The organism is Streptomyces sp. NBC_01351 (assembly GCF_036237315.1).
Taxonomy (GTDB): domain Bacteria; phylum Actinomycetota; class Actinomycetes; order Streptomycetales; family Streptomycetaceae; genus Streptomyces.
Window position 1 is genome coordinate 2,629,585 of record NZ_CP108356.1, and the last position, 16,588, is coordinate 2,646,172.

Sequence of the window (16,588 nt, forward strand, 5' to 3'; positions counted from 1 at the left end):
CTCATGAGGTTGATCGAGACATCGAGCACGCCCGGATCCCTGCGCTGGGACGGCGACGAACTGGTGGACGCGGCCGGGGCGTTCCGCCGCTGGACCGCGGACGGGGTGGAGCACGCGAGCAGGTTCGGGTACGGATCCGAGATCGACCGAGCCGTGCACTCGCCCTCCGGCCGCTGGACGGTGGTCTACGAGGAGCGGGGCACGAAGGCCCTGCTTCTGGACGGGGAGAAGATCGCACGGGAGCTGAACCGGAGCTGCTACCAGGCCGAGAACTACGACTATCCGGTCGCGCTGGGCATCCTGCCGGACGGCAGAGAGGTCCTGGTGCACTGCCCGGACGCGTACAACGTCCTGGAGATCGAAGACATCGCGAGCGGCGTGCGACTCACCGCGGGGAGCCGCACGCCCCGGGACTTCTTCCACTCCCGGCTCGCCGTGAGCCCGGACGGGCGGCGCCTGCTGTCCGCCGGCTGGGTGTGGAGCCCGGTCGGCCTCGCGAGCGCCTACGACCTGGAGGCCGCGCTGACGGATCCGTCGCTCCTCGACGGGCAAGGGGCCCCGGGGAACACGGCGCTGGACGCCGAGGTGGGCGCCGCCTGCTGGCTCGACGCGGACCGGCTGGCGGTGGCCGCGACGGTCGAGGGCCTGGGTGACGAGGGGGACCGCCAGGCCCTGCGCGTGCGGGAGCTGGGCGTCTGGTCCTGTACCGAGGGGCGCTGGCTGCACCGGAGCCCGAGCACCGGCGACTGGGGCACGCTCGTCCCCTGCGGCGGGAACCGCGTCCTGTCCCTGTACGGGCACCCGCGTCTGGTCGACGCCACCGACGGCACCGTCCTGGCCGAGTGGCCCGACGTGGCGGTCTCCTCCCGGGAGGGGGCGTTCGGGGTCACCCACGTCCCCAGCCCCGTGACGGCCCTCCACGGCGACGGGACCCGCGTGGCCGTAGCCGTCGAGAAGGGGATCGCGGTCCTCGGGCTGCCCGCCTAGGGGCCCGGCAAACCTAGGATGGCGGCATGTCGCTCCCGCACGCCATCCTCACCGCCCTGCTCGAAAAGCCCTCGTCGGGGCTGGAGCTGACCCGGCGGTTCGACAAGTCGATCGGCTACTTCTGGTCGGCGACGCACCAGCAGATCTACCGGGAGCTGGGCCGGCTGGAGGAGTCCGGGCTGATCCGGGAGCTGCCCGGCGAGGTGCCGCTGCGGGGGCAGAAGAAGGAGTACGAGGTGCTGCCGGCCGGGGGCGCCGAGCTCGCGCGGTGGGTCGCCGAGAGCCAGGACCCCAAGCCGATGCGGGATCCGCTGCTGCTGCGCATCCGCGCGGCGGGCGTCGTGGGGCCACAGGGTCTCGGTCCCGAGCTGCGCCGCCATCTGGAGCTGCACCAGCGGCAGTTGGCCCAGTACGAGGCCATCGAGGAGAAGGACTTCCCGCCCGGCCGCGACGCGGTGGAGGACCGGCTGCGCCGGCTCGTCCTGCACGGCGGGATCGCCCTGGAGACGTTCTGGCTGCACTGGCTGGAGGAGGCCCTGACCGAGGTCGAGGACATGACGGAGCCGGACACCCCTTAGGAGGTGTCCGGCTGCCGGCGCCGGCCTACTTGTTCAGGGAGGCCCAGAACTCGTCGAAGCTGAGGAGGCCGTCGCCGTTCCCGTCCTTCGACGCGATCACGGCGTCCGCTATCGGGCCCGTGACGAACGGGTCGCCCATGGCCGCCATGGCCGACTTGAACTCCTCGGCCGTGACGAAGCCGTCACCGTTCACGTCGAACTTGCCGAACGTCGTCCGTGCGCTCTCGATGTCCGCCACTGGGTCCACCCCTTCTTGGTGCTTGTTGACCGGCTCAGGGTAGCGGCCGCCCGGATCCGGGCCCGCCGCGGGTCCCGTTCGAGCGGCAGAAAGATATGCCATTACTTTTCCATGATGCGGAAGAAAGAACTCCAGACAACAAATCGGAACGCCTCTTGTCACGCTCCGGGGTCAGCGCATAACGTAACGGCATTGCCGCCACACCAGGAGCGCAGGGCTCCCAGGGACTAGTGGCATAAAGGGCGATCACACAGATGGCGATCAGCGTCGACGCATCATTCGAAGTTCTGCCCTTCTCCCGCACCTGCCGTCACATCTGGGAAGACGGCGACCATGTGCTCATCGGAGTGAGTCCTGGAAACAGCTACTTCACTTCCGAGCGCATCGCCGGCCTCGCCCAGTGGGCCACGACCCGCTTCGCGCAAGTCGACTTCGTCTACGCGGACCTCCACGTGGACCGGATGTTCTCCGCTTTCGGATACTCCCGGGAGCATGCGCGGAAACGCGCGACGAAGGAGATCAAAGCGGTCCGGCGGCGGATCCTCAAAGGCGTGGAGGAATCAGGACCTCCACAGGTCGAGATACGCGTGAGGGCACTTTCCGAGTTCCAGTCGAATCCCGTTTACCAGCTGCTCCACCGGCGCGTTCTGCATTTCCTGGAAACCGACGGCGAATTCCGCAAGGGCTGCGAGCAGATGGCCCTGCACTTCGTCGGCTCCAAGTTGCCGGAAGGTGAATCGATCACCGACGAACAGTTGCAGGTCTGTTTCGATTACATGGCGGCCGAGCTGCCGTTCTTCGTGGACACCCCGAGCATCCTCGACGTGCCGTCCTCCGTGGCCGCGTACCACGTCAAGATGCCTCTTACGGATGTCCTGTTCGGGCGCGGCGGGGGCCTGCGCGCCACCCGCAACCAGGCGTACGCCGTCGTCCGGCCCGAGACCGACACGGTCCACCAGCACGCCGCGGCCGAAGGGAACGTCGATGAGCGTCGAGCAGCTTGAGGGCCGGGGGGACCGGGAAGTCCGGGAGGAGCAGCCGGTCCTCGACTTCCCGCTCTCGCGGCGCGGTGACGTGCTGCCGGAGGAGTGCGCCTGGCTGCGCGAGAAGGCACCGGTCGCCAAGGTCCGTACCCTCACCGGGGATCCGGCCTGGCTGGTGAGCAGCTACGCGCTGGCCAAGCAGGTACTGGAGGACGAGCGCTTCAGCCTCAAGGACACGGCGAACGCCGGTGTCCCGCGCCAGTACGCACTGACGATCCCGCCCGAGGTCGTCAACAACATGGGGAACATCAACAGCGCGGGCCTGCGCAATGCCGTGATGAAGGCGCTGAACCCGCGCCAGAAGGGGCTCCGGGACCACCTGCGGGCCACGGCCGGCGAGCTCGTCGACCGGATCGTCGCGGAGGGGGGCCCGGCCGACCTCCGGGCCGGCTTCTCCGATCCCTTCTCGGCGGCCCTGCACTGTCAGGTGCTCGGGGTGCCCTTCGAGGACTGGCGCCGGCTGATGTCGGGGCTGGACGTCGCGTTCATGACCGCGCGCGAGCCGTTCGCCGACTCGGCCCTCAACTGGTACAAGGACGTCGGCTACTTCGCCGACCGGCTGAACGTCCAGCTCGCTCTGCCCGCCGAGGAGCGTACGGGGCTCCTCGGAAGGTTCGCCGCGCTGAAGGAGGCGGATCCGGAGTCGGCGCACCTGACCGACGACATGTTCGCCACCGTCGCCGTCTCGCTGTTCGGGGCGGGCGCGGTGTCCACGTCGGCCTTCCTCAACCTCGCGGTCCTCGCGCTGCTGCAGAAGCCCGAGCTCATCGGCTACCTGCGCGCCCACCCGGAGCGCATGGGCAAGGCCGTGGAGGAGCTGCTGCGCTGGAACCTGTCGGTCGGCGACGGCCTGCCGCGCATCGCGCTGGCGGACGTGCGGGTCGGCGACGTGCTGGTGAAGGAGGGCGAGCTGGTGCTCGTCCTGCTGGAGGGGGCCAACTTCGACCCCGAGGCCTTCGAAAACCCGGACGAGCTGGACCTGGAGCGCGAGGCGGAGAACCCGAACCTCGCCTTCGGCGCCGGCCGGCACTTCTGCCCGGCCTCCGCGCTGGGCCGGGCGCACGCCGAGATCGCGTTGGAGGTGCTCGTCGAGCGGCTGCCGGGGCTGCGCCTCGCGGTTCCGGCGGAGAACCTCGTCTGGCGTACGGGCTTCATCAAGCGCCTGCCGGAGCGGCTGCCCGTCGCCTGGTAGCCCGAGGCTGGGGGTCCCCCCGGATGGGGGCACTCCCCCAGCCTCCGGCCGGGGGCACCCCCACCAGCGGTAGCCGGGGGAGAGTCCGGGGGAGGTCCCGGGAGCCGTGCGAGCTCCCGGGGCCCCATTCGCGCATCCGCGCGTCCGCTACCGGAAGATGCCGGTGTGGCCGAGCGAGTAGCGGCCGGGCTGCGGGTACACGGCCAGGCCGTGCGGGCCGCCGCCCACCGGGATCCGTGCGAGCTGCTTGCCGGTCACCGTGTCGATGGCGTACACCTCGGAGTTGTAGCGGCCCGACAGCCACAGCACCTGGCCGTCGGCGGAGACCCCGCCCATGTCGGGGCTGCCGCCGTCGGGCAGCGTCCACTTCTTGGTGAGCTTGTTCTGCGGGAAGTTGAAGACGGAGATGGTGCCCTCACCCCGGTTGGGGATGTACATCTCCTTGGAGTCACGGCTGATGTAGAGGCCGTGGCAGCCCTTCCCGGTCGGCAGGAGCTTGGGCGTCTCGAACTTGTCGCCGCTGAGCACCCACACGCCGTGCGCCATCATGTCCGCGACGTAGAAGGTCTTCCCGTCCGGCGAGACCTTCACGTCCTGCGGCATCGCGCCCTCGAACGGCAGCTTCTGCTGCCCGATGACCTCCATCTTCTCGGTGTCGACCTTGAGGAGCTCGCCGGAGAACTCGCAGCTCACGATGAAGTAGCGGCCGTCGGCGGAGAAGTCCGCGTGGTTGACGCCGTAGCAGCTCACCGGGACCGTCTTCACCCGGTCCATGGTGTGCGGGTCGCGGAAGACCAGTTCCTTGTCCATCGAGGCCATGACGATCGCGTACTTGCCGTTGGGCGTGAAGTACAGGTTGTACGGGTCGTGCACCTCGACCGGCTTCCCGGCCTCCCCGGTGGCCGGGTTGATCGGGGTGAGCGTGTGGCCCCGGTTGTTGTTGACCCACAGGGTCTTCATGTCCCAGGACGGGACCACGTGCTGGGGCTGGATGCCGACCGGGATGGTGTCGATGACCTGGTAGGTCGCCGGGTCGATGACGGACACCGTGTTGGAGTTGGTGTTCGGCACGTAGACCCGGGACGGGAAGTCCTTGACCACCGGGGAGAGCTTGTTCGGCCGGTCCGCCGCGTAGACGTCGTTGGGGTCGAGGAGGGGCGGCATGCCGGGCAGTCCGGGCGGGGCGGCGGGTACGGCCTTGACGGGCTTCGCCGGGCCCTTCGTACCCATGGCCTCGGCGGGCCCCTCGGCGGCTGATCCGCAGCCGGCCAGGGCGGCGAGGACCAGACCGGCGAGCAGCACGGTGGCCTTCCGGGGAAGGCGGATGGTCGTCATGGGGTCAGCAGCTCCGTGGTGGTCACCGCGCGCAGCTTGCGGCGCGCGAGTTCTTCGAGGAGGGGAGGCATCGCGTCGACCGTGTCCGCGTAGCCGAAGTGCAGGCTCACCACCGATCCGCCGTGGATCGTCCCGGTGACGGTGCGGATGACGGCCGCGGCGCCGGGCGAGGTGAAGTCGAGGGAGTCCACGTCGTACGAGAGGACGTGCGGGTACCCGGCCCGCTGGGCCAGCTTCCGGACGAGCGGGGTGGCGTACTGCGTCTGCGAGGGCCGGAACCAGGTGCCGATGGAGCCCGTGAGGCGCTTGAGCCGCTGGGCGCAGCCGGTGATCTCGGCGTAGGCCTCCGCCTCGGACAGCTCGTTGATCGCGAGGTGGCGCTGGGTGTGGTTGCCGAGCTCGTGGCCGCCGTCGAGGACCCGGCGGGCCATGTCCGGGTGGGCGTCGAGCCAGCTCCCGATCGCCAGTACGGTCACCCGCGCGCCCGCCTTCTCGGCCTCGGCCAGGACCGCCCGGGCGATGGCGGGGTCCCCGTTGCCGTGGAAGGTGAGGGCGACCCGGGGGCGGTCGCGCGGACCGTGCCCGATCTCGACGGGCTGCCCGGGGAACCGGCGCGGAGAGGCCGCGGCGGCCCGGGCCGGACTGGCCGGACTGGCGGCCGGACCCGGGGGCGGGGCGGAGGGTCCGGTGGCGGGGCGGCCCGATCCGCAGGCGGCGGTGAGGCCGGCCGCCGCCGCGCCGGCCGTACCGAGGGCGGCCGCGCGCAGGGCCGCGCGGCGGCCTGGATGTGAGAGCACCTGCCCATTTAAGGGGTGGATGGCCCGGAAGGTAATGATTGACCCAATTAGGGACGTTCGCCGGGAGGGACTCCGAGGGGGGTCCGTCCGCTATCCGGGCAACGATTCACCCGTAGTGTTCGATATTTATTCACTGATTACGAGGTGAGTGGCCCACCTCACCTAGGATTTAACCTGAAAGTCTTCTGATTTGCACACTTATGTCCGAGTAAGGACTTTTGGCGTTTGAGCCCTCGTCTGCCATAGTCGGGACCACGACTTCCCATTGACCCGAGCGAAGTCGCCTGCCGAGGATCACACCCCCTTCGATCCTCGGCATTTCCATGAAGCCCCCGCACCGCCCCACCACGGCGCCCCCGGGGGCTTCAGGCGTTCTGGCGGTCGGCGACCCGCATCTCGAACCAGGTGATCTTGCCGCGGGGCAGCAGGTCCGCACCCCAGCGGTCGGAGAGCTTGTCGACGAGGAAGAGCCCCCGGCCGGTGGTGTCCAGCTCGTGGACCGGCATCAGGCAGGGCAGCCCGCGCGAGGGATCGCGCACCTCCACGCGGATCCAGCCGCGCCGGCGCAGCATGCGTAAACCGAAGGAGCGGGCTCCGGTATGCCGGACCGCGTTGCCCACGAGCTCCGAGACCAACAGCACGGCATGCTCGGCGGTCTGCGGCGAGAGGCCCCAGAGGCGGATCACCACGCACTGGGTGAGCCGGCGAGCCGTGCTCGCCGACTCCGGCATGGACGGCAGCGTCACTTCGGCCTCGGCGGGATTCCCGTACGACTCCAGTGCTTTGAGGCCCTGTTCGTCCTCAAGCGCCGCCGTGAGCCGCACGGCCGAAGCGCTACTGCGCTGCCGCGGCTGTTCCACACCCTCCAGGCCCGCCATGCACCCATCATGGACGGCCCCACTGCCCTTCCGGGCCGTTCCACAGGAAAACACCCCCCGGATTCAACGAATCCAAGGGGGTGTCCTGTCATATGCGGGAGGCATGAGGAGCGTTGCGGTGCCGCCCTGACCTGCCGTTACGCACCGCACGGAGGTGATCACGGTGAGTGGATCACCGTTTCTCCTTAAGGCCCCCTTAAGGCCTGGCTAATCCACCCCCAGGGGGGAGCCCCCGAAAGAGGGGACCGCGCCGAGCAGTGCCCGCGGACGGGATCTAGAGGAACTTCGCCTTGCCCGGGCCCTCTTCGACGAAGCTGCGCATGCCGCGCTCGCGGTCCTCGGTGGCGAACAGGCCCGCGAACCAGTTGCGTTCGATGGTGAGTCCGGTGTCGATGTCGGCCTCCAGGCCCGCGTCCACGCACTCCTTGGCGGCGCGCAGCGCGAGCGCCGGCCCCTGGGCCAGCTTGGCGGCCCAGGCGTGCGCCTGCTCGTACACCTCGGCCGCCGGCACGACCCGGTCGACCAGGCCGAGGGCGAGCGCCTCGTCGGCCTTGACCATGCGCCCGGTGAAGATCAGGTCCTTGGCCTTGGAGGGGCCGACCAGCCGGGACAGCCGCTGGGTGCCGCCCGCGCCCGGGATCAGGCCGAGCAGGATCTCGGGCTGGCCGAGCTTCGCGTTGTCGGCGGCGATCCGGTAGTCGGCGCACAGCGCGAGCTCGCAACCGCCGCCCAGCGCGTAGCCGGTGACGGCGGCGACGACGGGCTTGGGGATGCGGGCCACCGCGGTGAAGGCGTCCTGCAGGCCGCGGGACCGGGCGACCATCGCCCCGTGGTCCATCACCTGCATCTCCTTGATGTCCGCGCCCGCCGCGAACACCTTCTCGCCGCCGTAGAGGATGACCGCGCGGACGTCCGCCCGGTCGGTGGCCTCCACCGCGAGCTCGCGCAGCCGGTCCTGGGTGGCGATGTCCAGGGCGTTCATGGGCGGCCGGTCCAGGCGGATGGTGCCGACGCCTTCGGAGACTTCGAGAGAGATGGTCATACGGGCCAGGTTAGCGCCGGTTAACGCAAGGTGGCCCGGTGCTGTGGGTCACAGCACCGGGCCACCCGGATCACGTAGTGCGCAGGCCTACTTGATCCACTCCGCCCAGTCCATGTTCCAGCCGTTGAGGCCGTTGTCCGGGGCGATCTGCTTGTCCTTGGAGTTCTTCACGACGACCACGTCGCCGATCAGGGACTCGTTGAAGAACCAGGCGGCGGGCTGGTTGTTGTCGCCGGCGCCGCGCACGTCCTTGAGGCCGACGCAGCCGTGGCTGACGTTCTCCGAGCCGAAGGTGCCGGCGGAGGCCCAGTAGTTGCCGTGGACGAAGGTGCCCGAGTTCGACAGGCGCATCGCGTGCGGGACGTCGGAGATGTCGTACTCGCCGCCGAAGCCGACGGTCGCACCGTTCATCCGGGTCACCTTGTACTTCTCGCTGATGACCATCTGCCCGTTGTAGGTGGTCGTCGACGGGGCGCCCGCGGTGATCGGGATGGTCTTGAGCACCTGGCCGTCGCGGACGACCTCCATCTTCTTCTCGGTCGCGTCGACCGTGGAGATCTGCGAGCGGCCGATCTTGAAGGTGACCGTGCGGGTCTGCTTGCCGTAGACCCCGGGGCGGCCTTCGACTCCGTCGAGGGCGATCCTCACGGTGACCGTGGTGCCCGCGGCCCAGTACTTCTCGGGGCGGAAGTCGAGGCGGTCGTTGCCGAACCAGTGGCCCTCGACGGGTACGGCCGGTTCGGCCGTGACCGTGATGGCCTTCTCGACGGCCTCGGTGTTGGTGATGCCCCGGGTGAAGTTGATCGAGACCGGCATGCCCACACCGACGGTCGAGTTGTCCTCGGGGGTGTAGTGGCCGATGAAGGTGTTCTTCGGGGTGAGGGTGGTGAAGGTGGTGTCCTTGGCGGACTCGCGCCCGGCCTCGTCCTTGGCGACCGCGTGCACCTTGTACTCGGTGGCCGAGGCGAGGTGGCGGTCCGGCTCCCAACTCGTGCCGTCGGCGGCTATCTTGCCCTCGACCGCGTTGCCCTTGGTGTCGGCGACGGTCACCGTGGTGAGCTTGCCACCCGCGCTGGTGATCTTCAGGACGCCACTGGTGGCGACCTCCTTGGCCCCGTCGTCGGGCTTGACGCTGACCACGGCCTTGGAGGCCTCGGTACCGGTATTGCCGCCGCCGGTGCCCCCACCGTTGTCTCCGCCACTGCCGCTGCCGTTCCCGCCGCCCCCGCTGCACGCGGTGGTGAACAGCAGGGCCGCCCCCAGCAGAAGGGCCGGCAGGCCGGTGCGGACGCGACCGCGAATCGGCTGCACGTTCACTCGTGTTCTCCCCATGTCCCCCGCGCGCGGGCAGTCGCGCGCTTGTCGACAGGAAATCACACGGGGGGATCACGAAGAGAAACGGTCGTGTCACCGTTCCGTCCCAAGAAAGGGCGGAGGGCGAGGGGGGCGGCGCGGGGTGCCGGTCAGCCGTCGGTGCCCGGCTTGGTGCCCCAGATGTAGACGGCGTCGCCCTCGGTGAGCAGGTCCCACAGCCGCTTGGCCTCCGGCTCGGCGAGGTTGACGCAGCCGCCGGAGCCGCCGTGGGCGTAGAGGTGGTCGGAGCGGGCGTGGATGGCCTGCCCGCCGTCGAAGAACTGGGCGTACGGCATGGGGGCGTTGTCGTACAGGGTGGACTCGTGGTCCTTGCTGCGCCAGTAGATCTCGTGCCAGCCGCGGCGGGTCTCGTCCTCGTCGCGGCCGGTCCGGATGGCCACGACGGGGAAGACGATCCGGCGGTCCCGCTGCACCCAGAGCAGCTGCCGGTCCAGGTCCACGCACGTCACCCGGTGGGCGCGGACGGGGCAGTCGCCGTCGGCGTTGGGGTTCGGGCGGGCCGCCACGACGAGCATCGTGCGGTACGTGTCCACGCCCGCGTAGCCGTCGGCCGGCTCGACCCCGTTCTTCCACTGGAAGGAGCGGATGGCGAGGCAGTCCGCCACCGACTGGGTCCCGTCGACCGGCCGGCGCAGATGGGCCTCCAGCTCCCGCTGGTAGGGGCCGGTGACGGACCAGCACGCGCTGACCGGCTCACTGCCCGGTGCGGCCGCCGCGGAGGGGAACGCTCCCGCCAGCGCCAGTACGACGGCGAGAGCGACCGCTCGGGCCGTCACGGCTGTCGTCCGACCTGCGGCCATCCGAGCCTCCTCGGGCCCGCCGGCCGGGCCTCCCTGCCCCCAGCCAACCCGGCCGGGCGGGGGGAGGGCGCCCGGGGCTGGGCCGGCGGGGTGAACGCGGTCACTCCACCGGCTCAGTGGGCCCGCCGGCCGGGCAGTTTGCCGTAGTAGTCGCGGGCGTGCCGGTGCGTGACGACGAGCCGGCGGCCCGGGGTGCCGGCGTCCAGCCGCATCGGCCCGGACACGGGCCGGTCCGGCAGGACGTACCCCTCGGGGCCGTCCCGTTCGACCCGGTAGTACGAGCCGTCGGAGAGCCCGCCGAAGTCGCAGGCGCCGTCACCGTCGGACGCGCGGCCGGGGCCGCCGGTCTGCTGGTCGGCGGCCAGGCCGTGGTCCTGGAGCCCCTTGGTCCCGTTGGTCTCCTTCCAGACCTCGAACACCACGCCGCGCAGCGGCCGGCCGGTCTTGGCGTCCTTGTTCAGGATCCGGATCGAGCCGCGGTGCACCGCGCCCTTCCTGCGCTGAGGGACGTTGAGGACGATGCCGTCGGGCACGTCGTCCTGCTCCAGGTCGAAGGGGGTGACCGGGTCCGCCGGCAGCGCGTAGCCCGTGGCGGCTGCGGTCTGCCGCCAGTAGTACGTCTCCCCCACCGGTGGCCCGGCCGTGCACAGGCCCTTGGCGTCGGTCACGCAGCCGCTGCCGCGCAGCAGGTCGGCGGCCGCGCCGCTGGTCTGGAGCCCGGGCCGGCCGTTGGCCTCCCGCCAGAGCTCGAACCGGGCGCCGCGCAGGGGCGCGCCGGTGTCCATGTCCGTCTGCCGCAGCACCACCCTGGCCGTGTCGGCCGACGGGGCCGCGGCGATCACCGCGACGGCGGCGAGGCCGAGGGACCACGCCCTCGTCCTCGCCCTTGCCTTCGCCCCTGTCCTTGGCGTCCTGCGTGCCATGACACTCCGTCCGTAGCCCGGGCCTATCCGCCTGCCCAGGCTGCGGGGAACCTCGTACGGGAGTGCGGGAGGACACTCGTGCGCTACGGCATTCCGATCACACGAATCACCCGTGCGGCTCACGCCAGGGCGGAACCGGCCACCCAGTGGGCCCAGGACATGTTCCAGCCGCCCAGGCCGTTGTCCGGGGCCACCGTCTTGTCCTGCGAGTTCACGACCTCCACCACGTCCCCGACCAGGGTCCGGTCGAAGAACCAGCCCGCCGGGGTGTCCGAGCCGCCGCCCCGGTCGTCCCGCAGGCCCACGCAGCCGTGGCTCATGTTGCTGGAGCCGAAGGTGTCGGGGCTGAGCCAGTAGTTCCCGTGCAGGAAGGTCCCGGAGGAGGTGAGCCGCATGGCGTGCGGGACGTCGGGGATGTCGTACTCGCCGCCGAAGCCGACGGTCTGGCCGTTCATGCGGGTGACGTCGAACATCTCCATCACCACCATCTTCCCGTTGTAGGTGGTGGTCTTGGGCGCTCCGGCGCTGATCGGCACGGTCGACAGCAGCTGCCCGCCGCGGCGCACCTCCATGGTGTGCGCGGCCGCGTCCACGGTGGAGATCTGGGAGCGGCCCACCGTGAAGGTGATCGTCTTGTCCTGGATGCCGTACGAGCCGGGCGCGCCCTCGATGTCCCGCAGGTCCAGCTTCACGGTGACCCGGGTACCGGGCTTCCAGTAGTCCTTGGGCCGGAAGTCGAGGCGGTCCTTCCCGAACCAGTGGCCCACGACCTCCACCGGCGGTTCGGAGGTAATGGTGATGGCCCGTTCCACCTCCACCTTGCGCTCGATCGCCCGGCTGAAGCTGAAGGAGACGATCATGCCGGTGCCCACGGTGGAGCGGTTCTCCGGCTTGAAGTAGCCGATGAACCGTTCCTCGGGGACGTAGGTGGTGAAGGTGGTGTGCCGGGCCTGGCGGCGGTCGTGCCCGTCGAGGGCGACGGCGTCCACGGTGTACTTGGCCGCGAGCGCGAGCCGTCCGTACGCCGGATCGGGGCTCCAGCTGAGCCCGTCCTCGGCGATGGCGCCGGGGACCTTCTCCTCCTGCGCGTCCTCCACCTTGGTGACCACGACCCGCTCCAGCCGGCCCTCGGGCACGGTGACCATGAGCCGCCCGTCGGCCGGGACCCCCTTGGCGTTGTCCTCGGGAGTGATCCGGATGGCCTCGTCCGGCGAGCGGGGTTTGCCGGGCAGTGCGATCTCGACCGGGGAGCGGCCGTCCTCGGTGCATCCGGTCAGGCCGCCGAGCAGACCCGCCCATGCCGCCACGGCGGCCAAGCCCGCCCCTGCCCGCCTCGTCAGAAGTGTCACGATCCCTCCAACGACCGGGCCCCTCCGGGGGAAACGTGAGCGCGGTCGACGTTCCGGGCACATCAGTCCGGGCAGAACAGTGTGAAGGACCAGACGGGGGCGGGCCCAGGCCGGGACGCCGGGGCCGCATTCCCCTACCCCCGCCGGTACCGAGGAGCCGTGGAGGCGGGCAGTGTCGAGCGCAGCCGAGCAAGAGGTGGTCGAGTCCGTGGCGGGCGCGGTGGACGCCGCGGACGCCGCCGTGGACTCCGCACGGCCGAACGGCCAGGTCAGGGGCCAGGTGTTACGGGCGTCCGCGCGCCCGGGGCCACCGGTGTGGCCCGGGTCCTCGCATCCCCTGGGGGCCCGGTTCCACCACGGGCCGGACGGGACGGCGGGAACCAATTTCGCGCTCTGGGCCCAGGGCGCGGAGGCGGTGGAGGTGTGCCTCTTCGACGCCGAGGGGGCCGAGACCCGGAGCGCGCTGACCGAGCTGACGCACGAGATCTGGCACGGGTTCGTGCCCGGCGTGCGCCCCGGACAGCGGTACGGGTTCCGGGTGCACGGCCGCTGGGACCCGTGGACGGGCGCCCGGTACAACCCGGCGAAGCTGCTCCTGGATCCGTACGCGCGGGCCGTGGACGGTGACTTCACGCTGCCGCCGGAGGTGTACGGGCACGTCCGCGACTGGCCGCAGCAGTACATCGCGGACACCGTGCGCGACGACCGGGACTCGGCGCCGTTCGTGCCGAAGGGGGTCGTGGTCCACGATGACGACGACTGGGCGGACGACGTCCGGCCGAAGACCCCCTGGGCCGATTCGGTGATCTACGAGCTGCACGTGCGCGGTTTCACGATGCGCCATCCGGGTGTTCCCGAGGAGCTGCGCGGCACGTACGCGGGGCTCGCCCATCCGGCCGCGGTCGAGCACCTGCTGAAGCTGGGGGTCACCGCCGTCGAGCTGCTGCCGGTGCACCAGTTCGCGCACGAGGACCACCTGCTGCGGCGGGGCCTGCGCAACTACTGGGGCTACAACTCGGTCGGCTACTTCGCCCCGCACGCCGGCTATTCGTCGAGCGGGACGGCCGGCCAGCAGGTCGGGGAGTTCAAGCGGATGGTGCGGGCCCTGCACGCGGCCGGGATCGAGGTGATCCTCGACGTGGTCTACAACCACACGGCGGAGGCGGGCGAGCTGGGTCCGACGCTGTCGCTGCGCGGGATCGACAACCGGGGCTACTACCGGCTCCAGTCCGACCAACGGCGGTACTCCGACTACACGGGCTGCGGGAACACCCTGCACGCGGGGCGGCCGCACGTGCTGCGGCTGATCACGGACTCGCTGCGCTACTGGGTCACCGAGATGGGGGTGGACGGCTTCCGCTTCGACCTGGCGGCGGCGCTGGCCCGCTCGATGCACGACGTGGACATGTTGTCGCCGTTCCTGGCGGTGATCGCCCAGGATCCGGTGCTGCGGCGGGTCAAGCTGATCGCCGAGCCGTGGGACGTGGGCTCGGGCGGGTACCAGGTGGGGGCGTTCCCGCCGCTGTGGACGGAGTGGAACGACCGCTACCGGGACGCCGTCCGGGACTTCTGGCGGGGCGCGCTGCCCGACGTGCGGGACCTCGGATACCGGCTGTCGGGGTCGAGCGACCTGTACGCCTGGGGCGGGCGGCGGCCGTACGCCTCGGTCAACTTCGTGACCGCGCACGACGGTTTCACCCTGCGCGACCTGGTGTCGTACGAGCGCAAGCACAACGAGGCGAACGGAGAGGCGGGCCGGGACGGGACCAACGACAACCGCTCCTGGAACTGCGGGGTGGAGGGGGAGCCTCCCGAGGGCGTCGACCCCCGGATCGGGGTGCTGCGCCGCCGCCAGCTGCGCAACCTGCTGACCACCCTGCTGCTGTCGACGGGGGTGCCGATGCTGGTCGCGGGGGACGAGTTCGGGCGCACGCAGGGCGGCAACAACAACGCGTACTGCCAGGACAACGAGACGGGCTGGGTGGACTGGTCGCTGCTGGAGGACCCGGCCTGGCAGTCGCTCTTCGCCCTCACCTCGCGGCTGGTGGCGCTGCGTCACGCCCATCCGGTGCTGCGGCGGCGGGCGTTCTTCTCGGGGCGGCCGCAGGGCGCGGACGGACTGCGGGACCTGGCATGGTTCACCCCGGCGGGGGTGGAGATGACGGAGCGGGACTGGTACGCGCCGGCCGCCGCGCTGGGCATGTACCTGTCCGGGCGGGACATCCCGGGGCGTGACGAGCGGGGCCGGCAGGTCACGGACGACAGCTTCCTCGTCCTGCTGCACACCGGGGACCGGCCGCTGGCCTGGGTGCTGCCGGGGGCGCCGTGGGCGGACTCCTACGAGGTCGTCCTGGACACCTCCCGGGAGGACCAGGCCGCTCCCCCGGCCACCCGTCACCGGGGCGGGGAGACGGTGACGGTCCCGGCCCGCGCGGTGCTGCTGCTGCGGGTGGCGACCTGACGGCCCGCGGTCCGCGCCGGCGCCGCGGCTCAGCGCTTCAGCGCCTCAGCGCCTCAGCGGGCGGAGCGCAGCACGCGCAGGAGGACGCGGGCGTGAGGAGCGACTCGGGGCGGCGGACGAGGCCGACGACCTCGCTGAAGCGGATGTTGACCGCGCCGTCGTGCTGGGCGGCGCGGGTCCGTCACCACGGAAGCGCAGAGCCCTCCGGCCCTCCGCGTCTGCGACCGCGTCTCCGACCGCGTCACCGGCAAGTACCCGGCCCAGGGGGAAGCGGCGCAGCCGGAGGCCCCTGCGATGATGTGTTCGACATCGTCACCTAGGGGGTTGCCGGATGGGCAGAGTCGGAACCGCGCTGCGGGAGCTGCGTGGGGCGCAGAAGTCGGCGAAGGGGGTGTCGCTCTACTCCCGGTTCGTCAACCGGCCCGTCGGGCGGTACCTGGCGGCCGGTTCGTACGCGCTGGGGCTCACCCCGAACCAGGTGACGCTGATCAGCGCCGCCCTCAGCTTCGCCGCCGTGGCCCTGGTCGCGGTGGCCGCGCCCTCGTGGGGCCTGGGGCTCGCCGTCTGGGCCGCGCTCGCCCTCGGGTTCGCCTTCGACTCCGCCGACGGCCAGCTGGCGCGGCTGCGCGGGGGCGGCAGCGCCGCGGGCGAGTGGCTCGACCACGTGGTGGACTGCGCCAAGCTCACCGCCCTGCACACCTGTGTGCTGATCGCTTTCTACCGCTTCCCCGAGGCGTACGGGATCGGAGGGGGCGGGACGGGTTCGGACGGCTGGCTGCTGGTGCCGCTGGGCTTCCAGCTCGCCGCGGTGGTCACGTACTTCGGCGGGCTGCTGACCGAGAAGCTCAAGCCCAAGCCGGCTCCGGGCAGCCCCGCGGAGGCTCCCTCCACCCTGCGGGCGGTGGCGTTGCTGCCCGTGGACTACGGGGTGTTCTGCCTGGTGTTCCTGCTGCTCGGCGGCGGGAGTCTGTTCGCCTACGCGTACGCGGCCTTCGGCGCGGTCGCCGCGCTGTTCCTGGCGGCGTTCCTCACGAAGTGGTTCCGGGAGCTCAGCGCCGTTCGGCGGTGAGCTGGCCGGGGGGCGCGGGGGCCTCGGCAAGCGCGTCCAGGGCCCGGCGGAGCTGGGTGCTGGAGGTGTGCACCGTGTACGGGAAGTAGACGACGTCGACTCCGTGGGCGGCGAAGTCCTGCTCCAGCCTGTGGCCCTTGGGGGTGCCGCGCCAGTCGTCGCCCTTGAAGATGACGTCGAAGCGGACCTGCTTCCAGGTCTCCACCTTGTCCGGGACGGTCTCGACGAAGGCGGCGTCCACGTACTTCACGCTGCGGACGATCTCCAGCCGCTCGACGAGCGGGATCATCGGCCGTCGTCCCTTGGCGAGTTCGGCCATCTCGTCGGAGACCACTCCGGCCACCAGGTAGTCGCACTGGCTCCGGGCGTGCCGAAGGATATTGAGATGTCCTATATGGAATAGATCGTAGGCACCCGGCGCGTAACCGACCCGGTAGGGCCTTGCGTTGTTTCGCCGCGCGGGCCCACCCAAGTCCGACATGTCCCGCTCCGTCATTCGTTACCCCCCAAAGCCGCACCCCC

The 16,588-nt window shown here is 70.9% G+C and carries 16 protein-coding genes; 6 read left to right on the forward strand and 10 right to left on the reverse strand.

All coding sequences use genetic code 11. The annotated features are described in order from the left end of the window. Positions 1-3 precede the first annotated feature (3 nt). Positions 4-987, forward strand: coding sequence for a hypothetical protein (locus OG625_RS11650; RefSeq protein WP_329379030.1), 984 nt, complete (start codon positions 4-6; stop codon positions 985-987). Between the two features lie 26 nt (positions 988-1,013). Further along, positions 1,014-1,565, forward strand: a complete 552-nt coding sequence (locus OG625_RS11655; protein ID WP_329379032.1) for a PadR family transcriptional regulator — start codon at positions 1,014-1,016, stop codon at positions 1,563-1,565. A 25-nt stretch (positions 1,566-1,590) separates the two neighbouring features. Here the strand turns inward: OG625_RS11655 and OG625_RS11660 are convergent, their stop codons facing one another. Continuing rightward, the gene (locus OG625_RS11660; RefSeq protein WP_329379034.1) at positions 1,591-1,803 is read right to left on the reverse strand and encodes an EF-hand domain-containing protein; all 213 of its coding nucleotides are present in this window, start codon (positions 1,801-1,803) and stop codon (positions 1,591-1,593) included. 254 nt (positions 1,804-2,057) lie between these two features. Here OG625_RS11660 and OG625_RS11665 point away from each other — a divergent pair, with 254 nt between their 5' ends. Next, positions 2,058-2,807, forward strand: a complete 750-nt coding sequence (locus tag OG625_RS11665; protein WP_329379036.1) for a tRNA-dependent cyclodipeptide synthase — start codon at positions 2,058-2,060, stop codon at positions 2,805-2,807. After that, positions 2,788-4,038: a cytochrome P450 gene (locus OG625_RS11670; protein WP_329379038.1), complete on the forward strand. Its 1,251-nt coding sequence runs from the start codon at positions 2,788-2,790 to the stop codon at positions 4,036-4,038. The genes OG625_RS11665 and OG625_RS11670 overlap by 20 nt, the downstream gene beginning before the upstream one ends. Before the next feature lie 147 nt (positions 4,039-4,185). On the opposite strand, the gene OG625_RS11675 is transcribed toward OG625_RS11670, so the two are convergent. The 8 genes from OG625_RS11675 to OG625_RS11710 all read right to left on the reverse strand — a co-directional run bounded on the left by OG625_RS11675 (position 4,186) and on the right by OG625_RS11710 (position 12,527). Then, positions 4,186-5,373: a YncE family protein gene (locus OG625_RS11675; RefSeq protein ID WP_329379040.1), complete on the reverse strand. Its 1,188-nt coding sequence runs from the start codon at positions 5,371-5,373 to the stop codon at positions 4,186-4,188. Continuing rightward, positions 5,370-6,170: a polysaccharide deacetylase family protein gene (locus OG625_RS11680; protein ID WP_329379042.1), complete on the reverse strand. Its 801-nt coding sequence runs from the start codon at positions 6,168-6,170 to the stop codon at positions 5,370-5,372. The genes OG625_RS11675 and OG625_RS11680 overlap by 4 nt, the downstream gene beginning before the upstream one ends. Before the next feature lie 365 nt (positions 6,171-6,535). After that, a complete protein-coding gene (locus tag OG625_RS11685) occupies positions 6,536-7,048 on the reverse strand; it encodes an ATP-binding protein (protein WP_329379044.1) in 513 nt (170 codons plus the stop codon). Between the two features lie 274 nt (positions 7,049-7,322). Next, positions 7,323-8,090: an enoyl-CoA hydratase/isomerase family protein gene (locus OG625_RS11690; protein WP_329379046.1), complete on the reverse strand. Its 768-nt coding sequence runs from the start codon at positions 8,088-8,090 to the stop codon at positions 7,323-7,325. Between the two features lie 87 nt (positions 8,091-8,177). After that, complete coding sequence (locus OG625_RS11695; RefSeq protein ID WP_443067701.1) at positions 8,178-9,422, reverse strand: L,D-transpeptidase; 1,245 nt, start codon at positions 9,420-9,422, stop codon at positions 8,178-8,180. Between the two features lie 131 nt (positions 9,423-9,553). Beyond that, positions 9,554-10,264, reverse strand: coding sequence for a L,D-transpeptidase (locus tag OG625_RS11700; RefSeq protein WP_329379048.1), 711 nt, complete (start codon positions 10,262-10,264; stop codon positions 9,554-9,556). 113 nt (positions 10,265-10,377) lie between these two features. Then, positions 10,378-11,187: an MSCRAMM family protein gene (locus tag OG625_RS11705; RefSeq protein WP_329379051.1), complete on the reverse strand. Its 810-nt coding sequence runs from the start codon at positions 11,185-11,187 to the stop codon at positions 10,378-10,380. A gap of 119 nt (positions 11,188-11,306) precedes the next feature. After that, positions 11,307-12,527 carry a L,D-transpeptidase gene (locus tag OG625_RS11710; RefSeq protein ID WP_329390591.1) on the reverse strand — a complete coding sequence of 407 codons (1,221 nt, stop codon included), beginning with the start codon at positions 12,525-12,527 and terminating at the stop codon, positions 11,307-11,309. Positions 12,528-12,708: 181 nt separating this feature from the next. Between OG625_RS11710 and glgX the strand changes: the two genes are divergently transcribed. Together glgX and OG625_RS11720 are read left to right on the forward strand one after the other, a co-directional pair. Then, positions 12,709-14,997 (forward strand): glycogen debranching protein GlgX, encoded by a 2,289-nt coding sequence (glgX, locus tag OG625_RS11715; RefSeq protein WP_329379053.1) that lies wholly within the window; start codon positions 12,709-12,711, stop codon positions 14,995-14,997. Positions 14,998-15,328: 331 nt separating this feature from the next. Beyond that, entirely contained in the window at positions 15,329-16,066 is a 738-nt protein-coding gene (locus tag OG625_RS11720) for a CDP-alcohol phosphatidyltransferase family protein (protein WP_329379055.1), read from the forward strand. Here OG625_RS11720 and OG625_RS11725 read toward each other — a convergent pair. After that, positions 16,047-16,547, reverse strand: coding sequence for an adenylyltransferase/cytidyltransferase family protein (locus OG625_RS11725; protein ID WP_329379057.1), 501 nt, complete (start codon positions 16,545-16,547; stop codon positions 16,047-16,049). The genes OG625_RS11720 and OG625_RS11725 overlap by 20 nt on opposite strands. Positions 16,548-16,588: the final 41 nt, after the last annotated feature.

Coding starts and splice junctions, on each gene's coding strand:
- OG625_RS11650 (WP_329379030.1), top strand. CDS start 4: ATGAGGTTGATCGAGACATCGAGCACGCCCGGATCCCTGCGCTGGGAC.
- OG625_RS11655 (WP_329379032.1), top strand. CDS start 1,014: ATGTCGCTCCCGCACGCCATCCTCACCGCCCTGCTCGAAAAGCCCTCG.
- OG625_RS11665 (WP_329379036.1), top strand. CDS start 2,058: ATGGCGATCAGCGTCGACGCATCATTCGAAGTTCTGCCCTTCTCCCGC.
- OG625_RS11670 (WP_329379038.1), top strand. CDS start 2,788: ATGAGCGTCGAGCAGCTTGAGGGCCGGGGGGACCGGGAAGTCCGGGAG.
- OG625_RS11675 (WP_329379040.1), bottom strand. CDS start 5,373: ATGACGACCATCCGCCTTCCCCGGAAGGCCACCGTGCTGCTCGCCGGT.
- OG625_RS11685 (WP_329379044.1), bottom strand. CDS start 7,048: ATGGCGGGCCTGGAGGGTGTGGAACAGCCGCGGCAGCGCAGTAGCGCT.
- OG625_RS11690 (WP_329379046.1), bottom strand. CDS start 8,090: ATGACCATCTCTCTCGAAGTCTCCGAAGGCGTCGGCACCATCCGCCTG.
- OG625_RS11695 (WP_443067701.1), bottom strand. CDS start 9,422: ATGGGGAGAACACGAGTGAACGTGCAGCCGATTCGCGGTCGCGTCCGC.
- OG625_RS11700 (WP_329379048.1), bottom strand. CDS start 10,264: ATGGCCGCAGGTCGGACGACAGCCGTGACGGCCCGAGCGGTCGCTCTC.
- OG625_RS11705 (WP_329379051.1), bottom strand. CDS start 11,187: ATGGCACGCAGGACGCCAAGGACAGGGGCGAAGGCAAGGGCGAGGACG.
- OG625_RS11720 (WP_329379055.1), top strand. CDS start 15,329: ATGGGCAGAGTCGGAACCGCGCTGCGGGAGCTGCGTGGGGCGCAGAAG.
- OG625_RS11725 (WP_329379057.1), bottom strand. CDS start 16,547: ATGTCGGACTTGGGTGGGCCCGCGCGGCGAAACAACGCAAGGCCCTAC.